Source organism: Chthoniobacterales bacterium, from assembly GCA_039930045.1.
Classification (GTDB): Bacteria; Verrucomicrobiota; Verrucomicrobiia; order Chthoniobacterales; family DASVRZ01; genus DASVRZ01.
Genome location: JBDSQB010000002.1, coordinates 109,951 through 130,408, shown reverse-complemented (window position 1 = coordinate 130,408; position 20,458 = coordinate 109,951). Strand labels below are relative to the sequence as shown.

Sequence of the window (20,458 nt, the reverse complement as noted above, 5' to 3'; positions counted from 1 at the left end):
AAATCATTGGTTCTTATCTGGATACATAATTTGTTCGCAGCTAAGGCGGATAATTAACGATTACAACCTGATTCGCGAAGCTCACGGAGCTTAATACAAATCAAGAGATCATAGAATCCTTGTAAAGCACAGTAAGCTAAACCTGGATAATAATCTAAGAATCCACCTCGAAGGATATACAGATAGAAAAATTTCACGAGCCAGCGCAACGGCATCTGCGAGTGAAGCTTTTTCAAAGCACGTCGGCGACGTAGGGAATCTCTCGAAAGTAGATCCGACCACAAAAGTGTACCAGCCTCGTTTTCATAAATGCTTTTCGCCTCTTCCGTGGAGTAGTGGTTATGCTTCTGTACCCATGCCGCCAAACCATGAGAAAAATTGTAATGGTCGTAAGGAACTGCGATGTATCCCACACCTCTCAATAAATGATCTTCTTTTTGGCCATGACCTGCCTTGATAAAGCGAACTTCTCCCACCTTTAAAAGCCTGACCTGTGGATAGGGATATTGGGTAGAATACTTAATCCATCGATTGAGAAAAATAATCCGATTCGGTACAGAAAACGCGCTACACCGATCTTCAATTATGACGCGCTCGCATTCCATTGTTAATGCATTATTAAATCTCTCATCTGCATCTAGGTGGAATACCCAAGCATATTTAAAGGGGATATGGTCTAATGCATAGTTGCGTTGGGAACCAAAATCATCAAACGAGTGTTGATAAGTACGGGCATTAAATGATTCTGCAATTTGACAGGTGAGATCGGTGCTAAAAGAGTCTAGCACCACCACATCGTCACACCATGTAACTGACTGTAAGCAGGCGCTTATATTACACTCTTCATTTTTCGTTAGAATCAAAATCGAAAACATTGGCTCGTCCTAACGTTTGGAAAACGGTAGTGCAGGATTGCCGCCGACTATAGTTCCTGTATCCACATTTTTTACTACTACGGCGCGAGCTGCGACAACTGAATCTCGCTTAATAACTACACCCGGCCCAATAAAAGCATCTGCACAAATCCAAGTATTATCTTCGATTGTAATTGGAAGCTTAAGCAATGGCATCGATGTATCGCGATAATCATGGCTGCCCCCGCAAAGATGTGCGCGTTGCGAAATTGTTACATTTTCGCCGATCACCAAGGTTCCCAAATTATACAGCAAGGCATCAAAGCCTATAGAAGACCAATCGCCTATGCGTAAATTCCATGGGATGAAAATCCTAACGGTTGGGTGAATATGTACATTGCCACCTACTTTTGCGCCAAAAAGACGAAGTAGCTGCCGCCGCCAACCCCATAACAAACGTGGGCTATAGCGAAATAATGGCATGCATGAAGCCCACAATACTCTGCCCACTAACTCGTGGCGTGACCATTTGCGGTCCATTCGGTTTTTTTGGATGTTAAGAGGAGATGAGGATATCATCGTAAAATATTGTCATTATATGCGGCTAGCATTCGAATGGCTAGACTGTGCCAAGTGAAGCCCTCCTTCATCCAGGCAATTCCTCTGTGTCCCATTTGTTGTCTTTCTTCTTCGTCCATCAAGAGAGCCTCTTTCAAGGCGCAGGCCAGAGGCTCGATTTTCGGAGGCACCCACCATCCGCAGCGGTGTTTTACCAGTTCCTGCCAAGGGGCCCCAGTGGTGGTGATGACGGCAACTCCCGCTGCGAGTGCTTCGGCAATGGCAATGCCAAAATTTTCGCTGTAGGTCGGTAGAATGAAAAGATCTGCCTCGCAAAAAGCCGCAGTCTTTTGCTCACCTTCAAGGGCACCTTCAAACTGCCAGTCGTTTGCCAGTCCGTGCTGAGCCACCAATGCTTCGACTTCGGCTCGATGCCCGTCTTCATCAGGTCCAATCACCCGCATTTTCCAGCCTTCGGGTTTCACTCGCGCCCAGGCTTGCACGAGCAGGGGAAGACCTTTCTTTGGATGAATTCGCCCGAGGAAAAGGGCTGTCTTGGTGGCTGATTGGGAATGCGCCTTTATCCTAGGTTCAGGGACTTCCACACCATTGGGAATAACGTAAATGGGATTTTTAAGTCCCAGGTTGCGGAACTGATCTGCCTCGCTTTCCGCTGTGGCGTGGAGGGCGCATGCGGAAGCCAGATCGCGTCGTTGATAGCACCACCAGGCGAGTTTCTTTTTCCATTTCTTATGGTTTAGAGCCCATGGCTCGAGCATTCCTCTGGGGCTGACCATCCTTGGAACATGGAAACGGGCGGCCATTCTGGAGACGGCGTGATTCGTTGGCAACCACAGTCCATGGTCGTGAATCAAATCAAAGTCGCCCAGCTGTTTTTCCATTGTGGCTAAATTTCCATGATAAGCTGTAAATCGGGGAGGAGTGTCAAATCCATCTGCTGGCTCAGGAGACCAGATGTGGCTGTCGATGCCGAGATCTGCCAAGGCGTTGGCCAGAGCAGGAACTGAGCGCGCAGGTCCACCCGTGGCAAGGCGGAGACTGGCTACAGTGTGAAGCACGCGCATCTATGAGAGTTCCTCAGGCAGCGCCCACCTCGCAGCATCGTTCTACTGTGGAGATGGATTTAATCGCGACTGCCACAGCCCAAGTTCGATACCAAAGTTTCAGCGGAACGGGAGATTTATCGCGGGCTGTGTCAAGAAGATCCCCAAATTGGCCTTCCATCCAACGCTCAAAAGGAAAGCGAAAACCTCGCTTTGATTGATTGCGAACCCACTCTGGAACCTCGGGCACAGCATCCAGTAAAAGTTGTTTTCCTCGCCGTAGGCGCAGTTTTGGCGGTAGTGAGAACAGTGTTTCGATTAAGCGCACATCCACAAAAGGCACGCGCAACTCCAGTCCATGAGCCATGGAATAAACGTCGCTATCTCGCAACAATTGGTTCCGCATATAACGAGTGATTTCCAGTAAGCTGATCACATCCTTGGAGTCGGATGGAAGTAGTGGTACAGTCCAGTTCGTTTTAGCAGGAACCCCGGCGAGTTGCGTTGAGAGTTCGGCGGCCTCTTCCGCTGTGAAAATTCCCCGCTGCACATGATACGCGTGCAGCCAATCTCCATGGCCACGAAAGAAAGCTGAAAGTCGGCGAAAAGGGGAGCCAGCTTCCTGTAAGTCCAATACGGCGGCCAGTGCGTGACGGAGGGGGCCCAAAGCTTTGCGCCAAGTGCGATAGCGGGGGACTTGATCGAAAGACTGATAACCAGCAAAAAGCTCGTCTCCGCCCAGGCCAGACAGCACCACTTTTAATCCCTCTCGTTGAGCCAGCTTGCTCACACACCAAGTGTTGAAGCCGTCGATGCCTGGCTGGTCGATGGCTTCCAGAAAAGGACCCACTTCCGCAGCGCCTTCTTCTGGGGACATCATCCATTCCGTATGTGTCGCGCCAAAATGTTCCGCAGTGCGGCGGGCTAACTCGGATTCGTCAAACTCAGGATCTTCGAATCCAATGGAAAACGTCCTGATGTCGGCACGAGGTCCCAAGGTTTGGCGGGTCAATGCCAGCAATATCGTGGAATCAATGCCTCCACTGAGAAAGATTCCCACTGGAACATCGCTCACCAGATGGCGGGATATACTTTCCTCGAGGGCCACGCGGGTGAGATCGGCTGCAAGCAAGAAGTCTGAACGAGCTGCCTTGCGGTGGGCAAAGTGATAGCTAAGAATGCTCGGATCGGGCGCCTTTAACGTGATTTGATGCCAGCATTCAATGGTGATTTCTTTCCGACTCCACCGGAGCAGGTGTCCCGCAGATAACTGGCGGATATCCTGATAGAGCGTCTCTGGATCCGGCACGCTCCCCCAGAGAAAAAAATCCCGCAAGGCAGTGGGATCAATCGCATCGTTTCCGTGGCGCAGCACTCTGCATTCGGAGGCAAATGCCACAGAATCGTCACTCTGGCTGTAGTAGAGAGGTTTGATCCCCAAAGGATCGCGGACCAGGAGTCCGGTTTCGGTGTCCTCATTCCAGAAAGCAAAGGCAAACATTCCAGCCAGCTTCGGCAGGCAGGCCACGCCTTCCCGAATCAGCAGACGCAAAAGGACTTCGGTATCTCCCGTGGTGGTAAATGTCTCACCTTGCGCTTCCAGAGAACGCCGCAGCTCGCGGAAGTTATAGATCTCTCCATTGAAGATCAGCCAGAAGCGGCCAGGGGACTTCGCATGGTCCTCCACATGCGTCGCCGGTTTCTCACAAAAGGCCATCGGCTGGCGGCTGGCTTCGGTGAGATCCAGAATCGCCAGCCGGGTGTGAATCAACCCCACATCACCCGCAGGGCTGAACCACGTGCCACTGCCATCCGGGCCTCGCGTGGCGAGACAGCGCAACGCGCGGTCTGCAAAATTAGCAGCCGGAGCGCTACCGAAAAATCCGGCGATGCCGCACATGTAGGGGGGAGGGGAGAAACGGAGCAGGCTCTAAGTGGCCTGTTTGTTCGAAGGTTGGGTGTTTGCCATTATGATTTTATCATAAATATTTTCGTAAAGAAGCGCGACTTTTTCTGTTTGATATCGTTCTACGTTTTTAAAGCCCGCTTGGATCAGTTGTTCCCTGAGATTCGCATCGGATAGGATTTTTATCACGGCTGTCCGTATCGACTGTGGGTCCGCCGGATCCACGAGCAGCGCTCCAGCGCCAGCCGCATCTGGCATGGAGCTGGTCTGGCTGGTGATGACCGGACGGCCAATCGCCTGGGCCTCTAAAATCGGCAAACCGAAGCCTTCATAAAAGGAGGCAAACACCAGCAGGTCACACCGCCGATAAGCTTCTAATAGCTCTGTGTCCGAAATGCGTCCAAGTTCCCGATAATCCACCCGGCTGGCATTCAGAACCGTGCGCTGACCACGACTAAGTGCGCCCACGATTTCGAGTTTGCAGGATAGACCAATCAAGGCACGAGCCACGCCTTCCGCGTTTTTGTTCCATCCAGTGCCGACTTGTAAAATCACCGGGCACTCTGCGTTAAAAGGCTTGGGAGACGGCTCAAACTCGGCTCGCACACAATTAGGAATCACGACAACTTTATCCGCGAGTCGGCCCACCCACTGGCGCAGCTCATTTTTGGTTGTCTCAGAAATAGTCGTCACTACAGCGGCACGTTTCATGGGGCCCACAAACCAAAGCTGACGCAGCAATTCTCTCCGCCAGCCTTTCAATCTTTCCAGCGCGGCGCAGTCGTGAATCGTCAGGACCAGTTGTTTCGCCGGAAGACGAAAAGCGAGATAATGCACATCGCCCACAATATGATGGATGTCGGCCACCAACTTGGACGCGGCTTTCAAATTCCTCAGGCGTGGAATTACTCCCTGGCTCGGAAATGGGCTCACACTCGCCTGCGCGTGCCACTTTGGGGACAGCTTCTTCCGAATACCATGAAACAGGCGCTCGATGCTCACGTGCCCCTGCTCGGGTAGCCGCTGATGGTGGATGACGGTAGGCAAAGATTTAGAGAGTAAAGTTATACGGATGCCGCCGGAAGACCCGAAGGTGCAAGCTTCAAATGCAAAGCCTGCAACAAGGCTCCGGTGGCCCGATCATAGGAGTAATTGGCAATGTGCTCTTTTGCACGAAGTCCCATTTTCTTCAGGCGAACAGGATCGCTTAGGGCACTTCGCAAAACGTCCTTCAAAGCCTCCACATCGCCTGCCTCAAATTTCCAGCCAGTCTCCTCTGGAATAATCAGATCCGGTCCGCAGCCGACATGGGAACTAACAATCGCCGGGCGGGCCAGATTCATGGCTTCATTGATCGCCAACCCCCATGTCTCGCCCCGCCCAAACGACGGCAGAACTAACACATCGCCCATGGCATAAACCTTCGGCATCGCGGTTTGATTTTGAAAAGGAGCAAAGAAAACACGACGTCCAGTTTCTGCTCCAGATGCGTCTTTCAAGGAGCTTTCCAAATGGCCGCTCCCTACAAACAGCAACACGGACGCCACAGCATCAGCGGATTTCGTCAAATTCAGAAAAGCCTGCAGAAGATCCATCGGACGCTTTTTGTCTTCCAATTTTCCTGCAAATAACACCACTGCGGCCCCATGCGGGATACCCAGAGATTGTTTCCATTCAGCTGCATCGAGATCAGCCTGAGGCGCTGCCAACTGGAAGCGCCTGTTATCAACGCAATGAGGCACCCGGCTAATTTTCGAATTTGAAACTCCACTCCGCCTGAAGTAGTCCACGTTGGCCCGACCCACGGCTAGAAAGTGTGAGAACCGACGGAAAAGCAAGCTGCGCAACCACCGATTTAAGAGGGGCTTCCAGCCCGAGGCCGGAAAAAGCTCATGGGAATCGCCCCGGAACAGGAACGGCACGCCGACTAACCAGGGAGAGACGATCAGGCGCAAATGCGTCAGATAAGCATAGCCAAACAGGAGCACGGCATCCGGCTTCCATTTCCTGATGGCGCGAGAAGCGCCCGGATTGTTGAGACCGCGAAAATGGTGCGTCCCCGGTTGGGTGCTGCGGTTCTCCACAAACTCGGCTTCATAGCCCTCCAACAAGGGAATGTCCCAGGCAAAAGACGTCTTGAAGCTTACATCCTCACTTTTGGTGATGCCAGCATCCGACAAATAAAACACCTTTAACTGCAAACCGGGCTGGCTGGCCAAGTGGCGGAACCAGGGGGAGTAATATTGAATCGGATGCGAGACCACGACTGCCAGTCGAAAGGGCGAGTCACTTTCAGACATGACTGTTCGGCGGTGACTCTCCCGCAGGGTGCGGTGCAAGTCGCATCTTTAAACCCTTGCTCTTCCAAGGGGCGGCTTGGTTTCGGGAGCCTTTGAACCAGCTATACAACAAAATACCGCTTGCCAGGCTGGCCACGAGAAACTGAAAAGTGGATGTCACCAGCACACTGGCCACCATCTCATAGGAGCCCGCCACCTGCAGCAGTAATCCGAGAAGCACAATTCCCTCGATGGAGAAGAGCCTGATTCTAAGGGAGTAAGCTTCAATCAATCCAATGAAAATCCCCAGCAGAGATCCCACTATGATCGGCCCCCAGAGGATGCCAAAATTTCCCACCGCCTCCGGCAGCAACCCCCAGGCGATATACGTTTTTTCAGTGTCCTCGACGGATGTCTGGCGGCCGTAGTGGAGATTCAGCAAAATCTGACCTTCATGGGCGCGTGGTTTGTCAGCCCAGAACAAGCGCGGGATCAGCAACTTGGGTATTAAAGTGTAAGTTTCTCCGTGCAGAGTCTGGATGTCGCCTGGTTCCAGCCGCTCGATGATGAAAGTCAGATTTTGCAGGTTGTCGATGCGATCCAGGATCGACTGGCCATTAGTACCGTCAGCTACGGCGTCCAGCGCCGTTTGCTCCTCGCCATTGGACCACACTTCCCAGCTCGCGGAAATCCATTCGCGAAAAAAGGCGGGGAGTTGGGTCATCGTTACCGTGGATCCCGAGTCCTTGTCCCAATAGCGAGCGCGCATGACAAATTTGCCCTGATTGAGGACGCCGATAATCGCAAATGTAATCACCAGAAATTTCCAAGGAAGGCGTCTGGAGCCAAGGGCCAGGCCCAGCATCACAGCGATGACCACACCGCTCGCTCCAGACACAAGCACATCGGCCACTGAGAGCAGGCAGATGGCGATGATTAATGCCCAGAATAACCATTGTCGAAGATCGGACTTGAGTTTGCCGATAACCAGGGCACCGAGCATCCCACCCAGCATGGCTGCGGCTGTGGCAAAAGTTCGCAGCAAGGGAAACAAGTCGGCTGGCAAGAGGGTGAACAACCAACCGGCGCGCGCAGTTACATAGAAGAGAAGCGCCATGGTTAAAAGCACAAAAGACAGCGAGAAGCAGCGGGCAGCGGCATTCCTGCCCTCTGCCAGAGACAGATTCCAACGAGAGGGACGCACTCTTCCGATCAGCCCTTGGCCAAAGGCGCGCCCTCCCCAGCAGCAGCCGAGAAAAAGGCAAAACCCCAGGCTGGCTTGAAGCAGCACGGGGACGGGGGTAATTTGCACGGTCTTATTTTGAATCACGAAAGGCAGGGCATAGATCACCAAATGTTGCACCGCGAAAATGGGCAGCAAAGGCAGGCCTTGGCGTGGAGCACTGGTCCAGAGCCAAACCAACGCCAGACTACTGCCGCTAATAAGCAGGTAGGACGCGATCCAGGAAGGATTCTGTTGAAGAATGGCAATACCTCCCGCCACCACGGCCAAGGTTAAGATAACTCGTGCCCCCGCATAGAGGCGCCTGACCCTTTGCGACATTTCCGCAAAGTTCAGATCAAGCGCGCCTGTAATTGCCGGGGTGTTGAGAGCAGTGGCGGGCATGTTTATCTATTCTCCAGGCAATGCTTCCAGAAATCAGCTAATTGTTTAGCCTGAGCTTCTGCTGTGAATGGCTGAAATGCGACCTCATTCAAAGAAATTTGCGGGAGCCTGCCATCCCTTATTTCGACCTGCTGGAGAATGCGAGCCGCAATCGTCTCCACATTTTCCCCGCTGGCAAAGGTAACGACGCTGCCACCGGCAACTTTGCGGATCAAAGGAACGACAGAGCTTTGCTCATGAAACACCGCCAGAAGCGGTTTTCTGGCCAGCAGGTAAGGATAAATCTTGGAGGCGGTATAACCCGGATCATCGGAACCCGGCACGATCAGGGCATCCGCATCGAGAAGGCAGCGCAGAGTCTCAGAATAAGGAATGCGGTCGGTGGATTCATACACCCATTTGCTCAGGCCGTATTCCGCCGCCAACGGCTCAACGATCTTCACCCCCGTTCCGGCTGCGGCGTAAGAAGTTCCGATAAAATGCAGTCTCAGCTTCTCCATTTTCAGCTTCTGCCTATCACTTTCCGCTTTTCTCACCGCCAAAGCGGCAAACATAGAGCGAACGGAGAACAACATGCTCGAAGGACAGACGCCCACATAAACCCAATGGATCAATCCGTCACTTGGATCGAAGACCTCCTGTTTTATGTTCTCTGCCTTTACCCGATCAAAGTCTCGTTCATCGCCCGGAAACGGGATCGTCAGAGAGGGCAATCGGTGAATGGCGTGCTTAGCCACCCGCTGCGGACTTTTCTCTGTTTCGACCCTCGACCTTCGACTTTCGACTTTCCCACAGTCTTCCACCCGCAACCACGGATACCGCTTCGCCAACTGCTGTGGATAGGCAGGTGAAACACTCGTTATCCCGGAACATTCACGCAGCACCTTGGGTTCCTGACGACGGTTAAGCCAACTCGCGATGCCATATTTCAATCTTCCACCCGGTGGAGTAACTTCTGGATGGTCCCTGTAGTAATCACTCACCCAAGGATCCTGATAGTCCATCATGAACGGCACACCGAACTTCCGCTTCCATCGAGGTCCCAATACGTGTAATCCAAATTGCGTGGTCGAGAAATAGACCAAATCAAATCTCGCTTTCCGCTTTCCACCTTCCACATTTCTTTCAAGCAGCTCATCCCCGCGCCGCCGCAACGCTCCGATAGCCCGAAAGCTCAGCATTCCCAAGCCAGGAACCTTCCCCCATTTCAGATCCAATGCCTTTACTCGATGCACTACCACGTTCGTCGGAAGTCCCGCCGCCAGCCAGGGATCTTGTGGGGCTGCGACTTGGTCAGGCTCTACGCTTAACACTTCGATACCTTGCTCGCGCAGATAAGGCAAAAGCAAGCGAACCCTTTGCATGTCCGCCGCATTGGACGGCGGAAAATGAGGGGACACAATGAGCAAGCGCATGCTATTATGAAATCAAGTGCAAACAGCTTGATCAGTTAGTCCAAAATCGACTTCAAACGTGAAGCCAAGAACTGGACATTTGGCCAATCCTCTGCAGAACGGAGAAGCCGGTTCCTAACTTTGGAAAGTTGGTCACTACTGTGAACAACGTCGAGTAATGTTGCAGTAAAAGCCTCAACGGAATCTCCTGTGATAAACGACTGGTCCGAAGTCAATTGATATCCCCGCGCACCCGCTCTTGTAGTTAATGCAGGAATAGCCCACGACAACGACTGGCCTAGCTTCATAGACGCTCCGCGCGAGAGCCAGAATATTGGATTGAGAAACAGGGTCCAACTGGCCGCCTCCCGTTGAAGCATCTCATCATTAAGCTTTCCCAGATATACAACAAACGAATATTTTGTAGCCAGTGCGCGCCCTACATCATCGGGCCCGCCAACCAATCGAAATTCCAAGTTCGAAGCATCAAAGGTGGAGAGGTGGTCGCACAATCGTTCCAGCGCTATTCGATTGGGTGTGTGATTCAATGTACCGACAAAACCAATACGTCCGAAAATGGGCTCCCAAGTCAACGGATTGACTTTGATAATGCGGGGAAGTACCACGGTCGTAGTAGCACCCAACCAGCGCTCTAGAATTTCCTCCTCCTCCGACATTACGCAAACAGCATCAAGATAGCGGTGACGGTAACGACTTTCATTTGCTAGGTCTAGACCAAGTTGCCACATGGCTTTAATCCTTCCGATCTTGGATTTACGCGCTCCTCCGGGACCTGCTACTTCATAAAGATCGTCGCCACTTTGATTGCCATGAGACATGACAACAATTTTTGCGTGTGGGGCAAGCTCAGCAACTAATGGTGCAATCCTGATTAGTTCTGAACGATTTAAGAAAATATGCGTTGGATCTATGGAAGCCGCCGCTTTCACCAATACCTCACGCACGTCTTTTGGTCGATAGAACAGATATGATCCAAGACCGAATAGGCGACGCAGACGCCAAATGGGAGCATCTGTGACACTGACAGGGACCAATTCCAATTCCTCCGATGCAGCGCCTACTATATCCAGAAATTCCTGCGAGCATAGTTGCACGCCACCAAGTATTGGTGAGTACAAATCTTTGGGATCAAAAATGAAAAGCGACCTCATAGCTAACTACTCAATGAAAACAAAGACAGTTCTATAACAATCAGTGCCGTCTTTAAACCTAGAGATCTAGTTAAAAAATCCAGTATCTCTCCAACCGACACCTCAAAATGTGGAGTTCCAATGATTTAGATATGCCTGTGCAGCCTTCTCCAACGTAAGATTATCAAGAATGTAATCTCGCGGAGCATAAATACCAGCCCGGCATCCATCCCAAAACTTGCTAAACGCGGCCTCGAATGTCTCAGGGCCGACAAATCTTTCTCCGCAGCGTTCATCCCAATAAGGTACTGAAGAAACAGGTGAAAAGCGGACCCGATGTGGAAAGAATTCCGGATCTTCCCAGAAGCCGCCGACGTCCCACGCGATGATCGGAACATCACAAGCAAGTGCCTGTTGATAGGCGATTCCTTGGGTTTCGTGCCTTGACAAATAGCAGACGGCTCGTGAACGGGCTAAAAGCCTCTGATACGTATCTTCTTTATAGAAACCATAGCGGATAACCTCACTCCGGAGCCCCAAGTTATTAAGTTGTTCGATGATCGGGGTTAGAAGCGATGGCTCCAAGTTTTCCCGATTCCAATAGATCTTGTCATAGATTAGAACGTCAACGTCCTTATCTCCTGTCGAACCCGGCTTCCACATTTCCGTATCGATCCCAACCGGCCAGGCTCGGACAAGGTCTCCCCAGTAGGGTTCACACATTTGCCGCATCCACTCACCAGGAACCAGAATGCGTCGGATCGGCTTCCTGTTAAGGAGATCGGGATCGGCCAATGGATGCGCCATCACTGATGCACCGAAGAGAATGGGATTTTTCCATTCCATCAGGTCTAGAACATGAGGCTTGCCGATGATCCCTACCGGAGCATCTGGATTTCGCTTGGCCCATGTGAAATCGTTTGTCCTGAAGGGAACTCCCAGCCGCTTTAGTCCGGCACAAAGGTTTAGGAAAACCCGTTCTTGCCCCCCCGGCCGGCGCGGCCCCCTCAGGATCCGCCGCACTAGACTCCGTGGGTAGCGGTCTCCCGGAACCCAGCGGTCTGTATCCGGCTCCTTATAAAGCAGATTCAACATGGCCATTTCAGCGACTCGAAAAACTTCGGCGACCCCACACCGTAATCGGAGCCTCCACGCTTCTAAACCAGAAAATTACAAATACGCAAACGCTAGCGCTAGCACCCATCCAGCGCAACCAAGTAAACTCCCAAGCATACACATCGTTCCATGGACAAAGCACAAGTTGCTGAAAGAGGTAAATAGTATAGCTGGCTAACCCAACCTTGGCGACCCAAGCGGCCTGAAATACCGACCGCCTCTCCCAGCCAGAATAGAGCAAAGCGATGGAAAGGAGAGAGACTACCGTCGGCAGGAAAGGAATAAGAAAATAGGAAAATGGTTTAATCTGTCTTAATAGACCCACAAGCAGCATTAGCATCATGATTACGCCAGGGCCGAAAAGCAGTCGCTCCGTTAGCTTATTGAGCCTCCTCCATTGCCCCGACACTTGGGTCTGAAAGAATGCAAAAAGAATGCCAATACCGAAACAATCCGCAGCACTATCGAACATCAACGTTGAGGGGCCATTTGGAAAATAGACCAACACTCGAGCAATAGGACCGTAGACAACAAGTCCTACCGCAAACCAAAATAACACCCGTCTCGGAAGATACTTAGACAGCAATCCCCACCCCAAATAGAATTTCTCCTCGATATGGAGTGTCCTCAAATGGAAAGGCAGATAACCTATTCCCGGCGTCATGTCCAGCCAAGGGATGAAAAAAAGCCACCAATGAATCCCTGCCCGCTGGATGGATCCAGATGCCGTGATGTTCATGACAAGCACAAGAGCGAGGTAGCTTGGAATCAGCCGGGAAAATCTTCTGCCATAAAACCGGCCAAGGTGCACTCCACCGGGATGAGCTTTCTCATTCAGCAAAAGCCCTCCAATTAGAAATCCGGAAATCACGTAAAACAACCAGACTCCAATATCTCCTTTGAAGTAGAACGACACACCCGGAAACGCACGATGAATGGGTGGAAGATAGAACGTATGACTAAGACAGACCAATATTACGGCATAACCCCGGAGACAGTCCACCCATTCGTTACGCAGTCCTACGACTGTTGTTTTTGTTTGGATCATCGTCACTAGGAAACTCCCAAAACCAATGCAGAAAAGCACATCCTACCGAGAACAGACTTTCGAGATCAACGTCAGGACACGTCTCCTCATTCCGAGCATCAACTCAACCCGTCGGAATCCAAATACGCGGTAGAGCCAACCAAGGATGCCCTTCTCAGGGATCTCAAAGGCGGGATCCAGCGACAAGACCCAGTCGGCAACTTCCGCACCTTCCTCCCGATCACTGTAAGCGATCCAATGGGCAAGAGGCCAGAGAATTTTTGCCGCAGCTTTCTTTCTCCTCGCCGTCAGTTCTCCTCTACGGTCTAGCGTTCCTAGGGCTTTGCGATACATTACTGAATGGTAGTAGTTCGTAACGACAGCCCGGCTACCTTTCGGAAACTGCAGCCTTCCTAATTCGTGATGCATGTGAGCAAATACTCTTTCTCTGCACACAGAGACTCTGGGCTTGGCCAAAGCCACCTCAATGATAAACATCCGATCGTCACGTGCTCCAAACTCTTGTCGGTGAGGGATATTCAATATGAATTCGCGCCTGAACAAGTAGGCAGAATAGTGGGAACTATCACATTCTCCAAGTTGCTGGGCGATGAAATCATCGCATTCGTGCCACAACGATGATTCAATGAGCTCTTCAGCCTCATTGTAAATTTCGGTTCCAGCGACCACCACATCGGCGCATTCCTCCACGGCAATGTGTAACTGTTTGGATGTTCCATTAGGAAGAAGCCAGTCATCCGAATCAAGAAAACGAACATATTGCCCTGAAGAGCGTGCCGTCCCCGCTTGTACGGCCCAATCCTTTCCCCAGTTTTCTTGCCGAATTCCGATTACATCATCTTGAGTTTGTAACCATTCCCACGTTCCATCAGAACTCCCGTCATCCACGACAATGATTTCGACGGGACAGCCGGCTTTTCTACATGATTCGACGGCTCTAGGTAGACACCACAATCTGTTGAACGTTGGTATGATTACTGAAACAAGCATCACTCTAAATTCGATCACTAGTTTTCACCGGGCGAACTCCTAAAAACTTACGATAGAGCGGCCTCATCCAGTTCTTGAAGAAACGACGGAGTCGACCAGGCCACAACAAGAATAGGCGTCCAGACAGCCATGCCAAACTTCGTGGAAGCCTGAGATCAATCAAGCGCAGTGCCAGTGCCTCAGCCCGATATTCAGGATACCCATGACTGTCTCCCAAAAAATGCACGATACGCGGACTGGCCTCGTTCAGCGGATTCCATGACTGATGATCAGCACAACCTAGAGGAGGGTTAACCAAACGCGACTTTCCTCTAATTACATCGACCTCAGGGCGAGCGGGAAACGAAAATAGATCAGCCATGATCCCCCCATCATCGGGTACCGGCCTCACCCCATGCTCCCCAAGGGCTAGGGCGATCAGAAGCTCATCGTTCGGACGTTCACGCAGCCGGACCAATCCGATTTCATCGTATCGAGGCTCAAGTGCACGCGATGTATCGAAAATCGTTGTAGCTAATCCTCCTTTTTTTACATAATACACCCCCCCATTGAACTTGGGGATTGAGTCAATTCCTAGCTTCGGGAGAATGGAATCCAAGTTCCCGAACCACTCGCCACCCGTCACCGGGCGTCCGACAACTCCTACCGGAGTGCCTTCAAATGTTTCAAAGACTGATTCGAGAGATCCAACGCACAAGCAGTCGGCATCGATGAAAAGTGAGCGGTCTGCGCGGCAGAGTCGATCAAGCTTCAGCTTCGATGAGAATCCTTCGCCGAGTTCGGCTACGGATGCCTTTTGAATCTCAACAAATGAAAGAGAAGCGGGCAACTCTCCCTCCCAATCGGTAACCAGTCGGAAGGCAATATCAGTATTCGAATTCCACAAGCGGAAAGAGCGGGCGAGATTCAACGCCATCTCCACATACAAGGACTTGCCGAGCGCAAGTGTGAAGACCTCTCGTTTCATTGCATCGATCTGGTACGTTTTTTATCAGCTTGTTCCTTCTTCAACTGGATTCGGGACCCGACGATGCGAAATGCCAAATTGTATGCCTCGTCGTCCATGATTTGACGTATGCCAACGACGATCGCTGAACGGATCAGTTTGGGAATCATCCAGAGACGACGCCAAAGCGGAGGTGAACCGACTGGCGAGAGATGCTGGGCAGGCCGTTTATCCAAAGAAGAAGTCATGTGCCACTCGCGTCCTGTGCTTTCGAGGTATCCGCTATGTTCGACCGCCGGGGTTTCACCTGGATTCATGACCGCACATGGGAGATTGTTCTCTAGCGCCCAATTTGTGAGAAAATTCTCGAATCCATCGATTCCAAGACTGCTTCCTTTCTTTGATTGAGACAGCTCATAGAATCCCTTTCGGATGAGGTCTGTGCGGCAAACGCAAGGATTGGCGGAAAAGCCAACCGATGAGAAATTAAAATCACCCTCCAGAATATAGTCTTCAGCCGTAAGCGGTGCGGTCTTACTCCATCGTGCTTGGATCCACTTTGGATTTCGCAGCAGTCCTGCGATCGCCACATCAACGTCTAAGGGATTCATCGGAGTCCAATCATCCTCAAGCCAATAGAAGAACTCGCTCTCAACAAGCCTGAGTGCGTTGATGATAGAGCGGATGTATCCCGAACGCCGAAAGTTTCTCACAATCACATTTGGAGAAATTGCAGTGATAGCATTCGGGGCAATTTCGCCGTCAATTGCTAGTATGATCCTAGTTTTTTCTTTTGGAAAAAAGGAAGAAAAGGCTTGCCATGTCTCTTCTAGAAGTTTCTCTCTGCCTTCGCAAGTAAAAACAATAACATCGAGTATTTTTGAGTAATTATGATCATCCTTCATTTTCACAACTGTTATTACGGATTACTTTTAAGAAAAAAGATCTTATGTTGGTCTGAACGCGCAAAGTTTGTTGTCCGGACTCAAGTCGCCGGTGGGGAAAGGCACACATGTTTCGGTTAAGTCTATTGACTCTCCTGAAGAATGCTGTGCGACTGATTTAGTTCTACAAAGCCTCTAAGTGGCTTTTCGTAAGGAGCTACACTTCTAATCGGGGATAAGATTTCGAAACTTGCCAGATCTAGGAAATCTTTGCGGATTGCTGTTGAGTCAATCCAAAGTCCGACATGGTAAACTCCTTCGATAAGCGGAATGTTGTTAATCTGGATAACCGTCTTAATGACTTGGTTCTTCTGGAAGAATATTGACTTGTCCGATCTCATGTCACAAATCGCAACACGCTGTCCTAAGTCATTATAAATTAGTGCACAATATTCTGACACCGGAATTGACGCACTAGTATAAAATTCAAATATTATCGTAAGGTCTTCGCCCGAGTGCAATACTTGTGGGGTTGCGGTGCATTCACTTAAGATCAAGTCACTCCCCATCGTTAGATCTTTAGTGATTTTTGGATTCTCTGAGTATTGTTTATTGTAGAGCCCTATTATCTTGTCTGGAATTCCTGAATCCAACTTCATCCCAGAAGCCAATATAAGGCATTGGCTGCACAGGGACTGCACCGCGCCCATGTTATGACTCACAAACAAGACCGTCCGCCCACCCTTTGCCACATCTTGCATTTTCCCAAGGCACTTTTTCTGGAATTCAGCATCGCCGACCGACAGCACCTCGTCGATGATCAGGATTTCCGGTTCAAGGTGGGCGGCGACAGCAAAAGCGAGTCGCACATACATGCCGGAAGAGTAGCGCTTGACCGGGGTATCGAGGAATCTTTCAACTCCCGCAAAATCGACAATTTCACCGAATTTTTTTCTTATTTCCGCCTTGGACATGCCGAGGATGGCCCCGTTGAGGAAGATATTCTCGCGGCCCGTCAGTTCCGGATGGAAGCCGGTTCCGACTTCAAGCAGAGAGGCAACCCGGCCATCTAGTTCAACGCGCCCGGATGTAGGCTCGGTGATGCGAGATAAAATCTTTAACAGGGTTGATTTTCCCGCGCCATTGCGGCCGATGATGCCGAGCACCTCACCGCGTTTCACCTCGAAGGAGACGTCCTTGAGCGCCCAGAATTCTTCAACAGTGTCGCCTTGGATGATCTGGCGCCCACGGGCCATGTCCACAGCTTTTCGGACATAGTTCTTGCTATGGCGGACGATAGTATCGCGTAACGAATGGTAGCGCTCTTGGGGGCCATCGTGGCCGATTAGGTATGATTTAGACAGGTTTTCTACGCTAATTACAGTATCGCTCATAGGGTCTGGATTCGGAATATAAGCTAGAGGAATGGCAAGTCGAACGGCGCCTTGTCACTTAAAGGCGATCTCAAGGATGCGAAGAAACAGTTTTCCGCAATAACGGGAGAATGATTTTCCTGGCGCCCCAAGCGCTCATGTGCTGTGAGTCTCGATATAGGGCTGATCCGTCCGTCTCAACGATGTAGTGAGAACCGTTTGAGTTCAAAAATTCGGGTCGCGGGTCCAAGATGTACCCGCCTGCCTGTCGCAATTTATCGCTAAATTCAGGATTTGCACCGATGAGACCACTATTTGTTTGTGGAGTCGCGCAAAGTTCAACGATGTTTTGCCCCCGTATCGAGAAGCGAGCCAGCATTCGTGGTACGTCAAAAGGCTGGGTGGGCGCCTCAAGGAGTATCCAGGGGCGAGATCCGGTTTTCGCGATTCTCCTTACCGTCGCAATCAATGACGTTTCGAACGGAAGATTACTGGGAAAACGGGGGTCATTGTCGTCACAGCAACTCCACCTGCCGATCAGCACGACATTCGGAATACGCCGGGCCTGCAGTTGGGCAAAAACCGCGTCGTTGAAAGCAACTGCACCAGGCCCAAGACCATACTGGGTTCTTTGGAAATAGTTGAGGATAGGAACAGTGGACGAATGAGTGGCGGCTAGGCCTGCCTGACCCTGTTCTTTTAAGAACGCGTCGAAGCCAGGTAGTGCGGCCATCGCGAAGCTGTCACCCCAAACCAACCATGTCAAAGGCGCTCCCTGTTTCTCAGATCCAAACTGGACAAATTTGCCGGCAATAACATCGCTGGTGGTAACCTCATTAACAAATTCCGAATCTTTCGCAGCTTGGGCGTAATGCGAAGCAACAGCGGGGAGGCGTTGAGGAATTCCAGATTTGAGGCGGAGCATGGCCCCCGATGCGGCAGTCACGGCAGTAGCAATCGCGCCGAAAATGAAGATCGATTTTCGGGATGGACAATATTGACGCTTCCGAAAAGGCGTTTCTATGAATCGCCAAGAGACTATGGCGAGAAGCAGGCTGCAGAAAACCAATGCGAAGCGCCAGTTCAGGTTCAATGGAAGCAAGGCCCAATATCTACTGAATGCGAAAAGAGGCCAATGCCATAGGTAGAGTGAATACGAGATTAAGCCGATAAAGACTACCGGACGCCTGGAAAGCAGTAGGGCGATGGCTGGGAGGCGGGTACCGGTTCCAGTGATCCGGGTGGAGAAGATAAAAAGGGCAGCACCCAGGCAAGGAGGAAGGGCCGCCATACCGGGAAAATGCGTTTCCTTGCTATAGAGGAAACAAGGAAGGAGGATGCTGGCGAGAGCGAGTATGGACAGGATTTCTCGTAACGTGCGATTCAAAGTGAATCCAGGCAGGAGTGCGACAAAGGAACCAAGGACAAGCTCCCAGGCCCGACTGGGGAGAAGGTAGAAACTGGCGGTCGATTGACGGGATACTCCGTAGATACTCAAAGCGAGACTTGATAAAATAACTACTCCACAAACGGAAAGAATCACTTTCCGACTCTGGAGTCTTGGAATGCGGAAAATTGCCAGCAGCAGAAAAGGAACAAGCAAATAGAACTGCTCTTCCACAGCGAGCGACCAAGTATGCAACAGTGGCTTTTCGTCGACAGCTCCGTCGAAATAGCCTGTTTCGCGCCAGAAGTAAATGTTGGCAGCACACAGCGCTTGGTAGAATGCGGACTTGCCGAGAGAAGATAAATCATCCGGGAGAAACATAAACCAACCGGCCACAAGCGCCAGGAGAGCGACCAGCCCCAACGCCGGCAGGATTCGACGAATTCGTCGTTCCCAGAAATTGAACAAGGTAAAGGTTCCCGATTCCAGGTCTTTGATAATTAAAGAAGTGATCAGATAGCCGGAGATAACGAAAAAGACATCAACTCCAATATAGCCACCGGGGACGCCAAGATCAGCATGAAAGAAAACAACAGCCAACACCGCGATAGCGCGCAAGCCATCGATTTCCGGCCGATAGCGCAGGTTTTCGATCAATGATGCCATACAAGAAAACAGACTATCGTTGAGTGCTCAGCGAAATGGATTTCCGCCTCGGTTTCAGTTGCTTGATCGAGTGAGGTTGAACTCATTTCCCAACGACAAGCCGAGACTCTTATTCACCAATAGCATGACGATTGAGTATCCAACGCCGGATAGGTCGTTCAAAATAGGCAAATACAGCGTAAGTAGCCATGATCGACATAGCAGCAAAGACAACAATCCCAATCCATGAGTCGAACGCAGACCAACCGAGTCTCACGGTAGCGACGTAAATGAGGGCGAGGACCATCAATCATTCAGACTAAATTTATCTTCTGTCTCCTCCCCTTTTTTCAAATCAGGTCCGCAAAGCTCTTCTCGGTTTTCCTGAATTGGCGGATTCCCAGCCAGAGGAAGAAGGCGGTGACGCCGAGGGAAAGTCCGAAGGCCTGCCAGTCGATCGCGGACTGTCCGCCTAGCAGGCACCAGCGGAAGCCGTCGATGACGCCGACCATGGGATTGAGCGAGTAGAGCAACCGCCATTTTTCCGGAATGACGGAACTGGAGAAACCGACGGGAGAGATATAGAGACCGAATTGGACGATGAACGGGATGACGTAACGGAAGTCCCGGTATTTCACGTTGAGCGCGGTTATCCAGAGGCCGGGGCCGAGGGAGGTGAGGAAGGCGATGAGGACAAAGACCGGCAGGAGCAATATCTGCCAACCGGGTAGGAAGCGAAACCAAACCATCATGCCCACCAAGATGATGAAGCTGATTAGGAAATCAACAAAGGCGACCACGACGGTGGCGGTCGGAACGATGAGCCGGGGGAAATAGACCTTGGAGATGAGGTTGGAGTTGGAAACCAAACTGCCAGACGCCTCAGATAAGGCGGTGGCGAAGAAGGTCCAGGGTAACATCCCAGCGAAGACCATGAGGGCGTAAGGCGTGCTGCCTTCCGAGGGAAGTTTGGCGACCCTGCCGAAAATGACGGTAAAGACGACCATCGTGAGGAATGGCCGGATCAACGCCCAGGCAACGCCAATGATGGTCTGCTTGTAACGGACCGAGAGATCGCGCCAGGCGAGCACTTGGAAGAGTTCGCGGTAGCGCCAAAGATCGCGCCAATAGTTTTTCTCGGCACGGCCGGGTTCAAGGATGGTCTTCAAGAAATGGATAAGTAATAGCGGAAGGTGCCTATATGATGCACATGCTGCCGCCCTTGGTGCACCGTAT

17 protein-coding genes are annotated in these 20,458 nt (G+C 51.2%); all 17 read right to left on the bottom strand.

Features of this window, described 5'->3' with window-relative positions:
- Positions 1 to 53: 53 nt before the first annotated feature.
- The gene (locus ABIT76_00780; protein MEO7931670.1) at positions 54 to 875 is read right to left on the bottom strand and encodes a glycosyltransferase family 2 protein; all 822 of its coding nucleotides are present in this window, start codon (positions 873 to 875) and stop codon (positions 54 to 56) included.
- 9 nt (positions 876 to 884) lie between these two features.
- Complete coding sequence (locus ABIT76_00775) at positions 885 to 1,337, bottom strand: putative colanic acid biosynthesis acetyltransferase (protein MEO7931669.1); 453 nt, start codon at positions 1,335 to 1,337, stop codon at positions 885 to 887.
- 92 nt (positions 1,338 to 1,429) lie between these two features.
- A complete protein-coding gene (locus tag ABIT76_00770) occupies positions 1,430 to 2,497 on the bottom strand; it encodes a glycosyltransferase (GenBank protein ID MEO7931668.1) in 1,068 nt (355 codons plus the stop codon).
- Positions 2,498 to 2,510: 13 nt separating this feature from the next.
- Positions 2,511 to 4,376, bottom strand: a complete 1,866-nt coding sequence (asnB, locus tag ABIT76_00765; GenBank protein ID MEO7931667.1) for an asparagine synthase (glutamine-hydrolyzing) — start codon at positions 4,374 to 4,376, stop codon at positions 2,511 to 2,513.
- 30 nt (positions 4,377 to 4,406) lie between these two features.
- On the bottom strand, positions 4,407 to 5,429 hold the full coding sequence (locus tag ABIT76_00760; GenBank protein MEO7931666.1) for a glycosyltransferase family 1 protein: 1,023 nt from the start codon (positions 5,427 to 5,429) through the stop codon (positions 4,407 to 4,409).
- 17 nt (positions 5,430 to 5,446) lie between these two features.
- Positions 5,447 to 6,682 (bottom strand): glycosyltransferase family 4 protein, encoded by a 1,236-nt coding sequence (locus ABIT76_00755; GenBank protein ID MEO7931665.1) that lies wholly within the window; start codon positions 6,680 to 6,682, stop codon positions 5,447 to 5,449.
- Positions 6,675 to 8,288 carry a hypothetical protein gene (locus ABIT76_00750; protein ID MEO7931664.1) on the bottom strand — a complete coding sequence of 538 codons (1,614 nt, stop codon included), beginning with the start codon at positions 8,286 to 8,288 and terminating at the stop codon, positions 6,675 to 6,677. Before ABIT76_00750 ends, ABIT76_00755 begins: the two co-directional genes overlap by 8 nt.
- A 2-nt stretch (positions 8,289 to 8,290) precedes the next feature.
- Positions 8,291 to 9,703, bottom strand: a complete 1,413-nt coding sequence (locus ABIT76_00745; GenBank protein ID MEO7931663.1) for a hypothetical protein — start codon at positions 9,701 to 9,703, stop codon at positions 8,291 to 8,293.
- Between the two features lie 35 nt (positions 9,704 to 9,738).
- The gene (locus tag ABIT76_00740; GenBank protein MEO7931662.1) at positions 9,739 to 10,854 is read right to left on the bottom strand and encodes a glycosyltransferase; all 1,116 of its coding nucleotides are present in this window, start codon (positions 10,852 to 10,854) and stop codon (positions 9,739 to 9,741) included.
- A gap of 102 nt (positions 10,855 to 10,956) precedes the next feature.
- A complete protein-coding gene (locus ABIT76_00735) occupies positions 10,957 to 11,934 on the bottom strand; it encodes a glycosyltransferase (protein ID MEO7931661.1) in 978 nt (325 codons plus the stop codon).
- Position 11,935: 1 nt separating this feature from the next.
- The gene (locus ABIT76_00730) at positions 11,936 to 12,997 is read right to left on the bottom strand and encodes an acyltransferase (protein ID MEO7931660.1); all 1,062 of its coding nucleotides are present in this window, start codon (positions 12,995 to 12,997) and stop codon (positions 11,936 to 11,938) included.
- A 42-nt stretch (positions 12,998 to 13,039) separates the two neighbouring features.
- Positions 13,040 to 13,987 (bottom strand): glycosyltransferase family 2 protein, encoded by a 948-nt coding sequence (locus tag ABIT76_00725; GenBank protein ID MEO7931659.1) that lies wholly within the window; start codon positions 13,985 to 13,987, stop codon positions 13,040 to 13,042.
- A gap of 4 nt (positions 13,988 to 13,991) precedes the next feature.
- Positions 13,992 to 14,954 carry a hypothetical protein gene (locus tag ABIT76_00720; protein MEO7931658.1) on the bottom strand — a complete coding sequence of 321 codons (963 nt, stop codon included), beginning with the start codon at positions 14,952 to 14,954 and terminating at the stop codon, positions 13,992 to 13,994.
- Positions 14,951 to 15,838, bottom strand: a complete 888-nt coding sequence (locus ABIT76_00715; GenBank protein ID MEO7931657.1) for a hypothetical protein — start codon at positions 15,836 to 15,838, stop codon at positions 14,951 to 14,953. Before ABIT76_00715 ends, ABIT76_00720 begins: the two co-directional genes overlap by 4 nt.
- Before the next feature lie 122 nt (positions 15,839 to 15,960).
- Entirely contained in the window at positions 15,961 to 17,211 is a 1,251-nt protein-coding gene (locus ABIT76_00710; GenBank protein ID MEO7931656.1) for a polysaccharide ABC transporter ATP-binding protein, read from the bottom strand.
- A 70-nt stretch (positions 17,212 to 17,281) separates the two neighbouring features.
- Entirely contained in the window at positions 17,282 to 19,243 is a 1,962-nt protein-coding gene (locus ABIT76_00705) for an acyltransferase family protein (GenBank protein ID MEO7931655.1), read from the bottom strand.
- Positions 19,244 to 19,572: 329 nt separating this feature from the next.
- Positions 19,573 to 20,400, bottom strand: a complete 828-nt coding sequence (locus ABIT76_00700) for an ABC transporter permease (GenBank protein MEO7931654.1) — start codon at positions 20,398 to 20,400, stop codon at positions 19,573 to 19,575.
- Positions 20,401 to 20,458: the final 58 nt, after the last annotated feature.

Coding starts and splice junctions, on each gene's coding strand:
- ABIT76_00780 (MEO7931670.1), bottom strand. CDS start 875: ATGTTTTCGATTTTGATTCTAACGAAAAATGAAGAGTGTAATATAAGC.
- ABIT76_00775 (MEO7931669.1), bottom strand. CDS start 1,337: ATGCCATTATTTCGCTATAGCCCACGTTTGTTATGGGGTTGGCGGCGG.
- ABIT76_00770 (MEO7931668.1), bottom strand. CDS start 2,497: ATGCGCGTGCTTCACACTGTAGCCAGTCTCCGCCTTGCCACGGGTGGA.
- asnB (MEO7931667.1), bottom strand. CDS start 4,376: ATGTGCGGCATCGCCGGATTTTTCGGTAGCGCTCCGGCTGCTAATTTT.
- ABIT76_00755 (MEO7931665.1), bottom strand. CDS start 6,682: ATGTCTGAAAGTGACTCGCCCTTTCGACTGGCAGTCGTGGTCTCGCAT.
- ABIT76_00750 (MEO7931664.1), bottom strand. CDS start 8,288: ATGCCCGCCACTGCTCTCAACACCCCGGCAATTACAGGCGCGCTTGAT.
- ABIT76_00745 (MEO7931663.1), bottom strand. CDS start 9,703: ATGCGCTTGCTCATTGTGTCCCCTCATTTTCCGCCGTCCAATGCGGCG.
- ABIT76_00740 (MEO7931662.1), bottom strand. CDS start 10,854: ATGAGGTCGCTTTTCATTTTTGATCCCAAAGATTTGTACTCACCAATA.
- ABIT76_00735 (MEO7931661.1), bottom strand. CDS start 11,934: ATGGCCATGTTGAATCTGCTTTATAAGGAGCCGGATACAGACCGCTGG.
- ABIT76_00730 (MEO7931660.1), bottom strand. CDS start 12,997: ATGATCCAAACAAAAACAACAGTCGTAGGACTGCGTAACGAATGGGTG.
- ABIT76_00725 (MEO7931659.1), bottom strand. CDS start 13,987: ATGCTTGTTTCAGTAATCATACCAACGTTCAACAGATTGTGGTGTCTA.
- ABIT76_00720 (MEO7931658.1), bottom strand. CDS start 14,954: ATGAAACGAGAGGTCTTCACACTTGCGCTCGGCAAGTCCTTGTATGTG.
- ABIT76_00715 (MEO7931657.1), bottom strand. CDS start 15,838: ATGAAGGATGATCATAATTACTCAAAAATACTCGATGTTATTGTTTTT.
- ABIT76_00710 (MEO7931656.1), bottom strand. CDS start 17,211: ATGAGCGATACTGTAATTAGCGTAGAAAACCTGTCTAAATCATACCTA.
- ABIT76_00705 (MEO7931655.1), bottom strand. CDS start 19,243: ATGGCATCATTGATCGAAAACCTGCGCTATCGGCCGGAAATCGATGGC.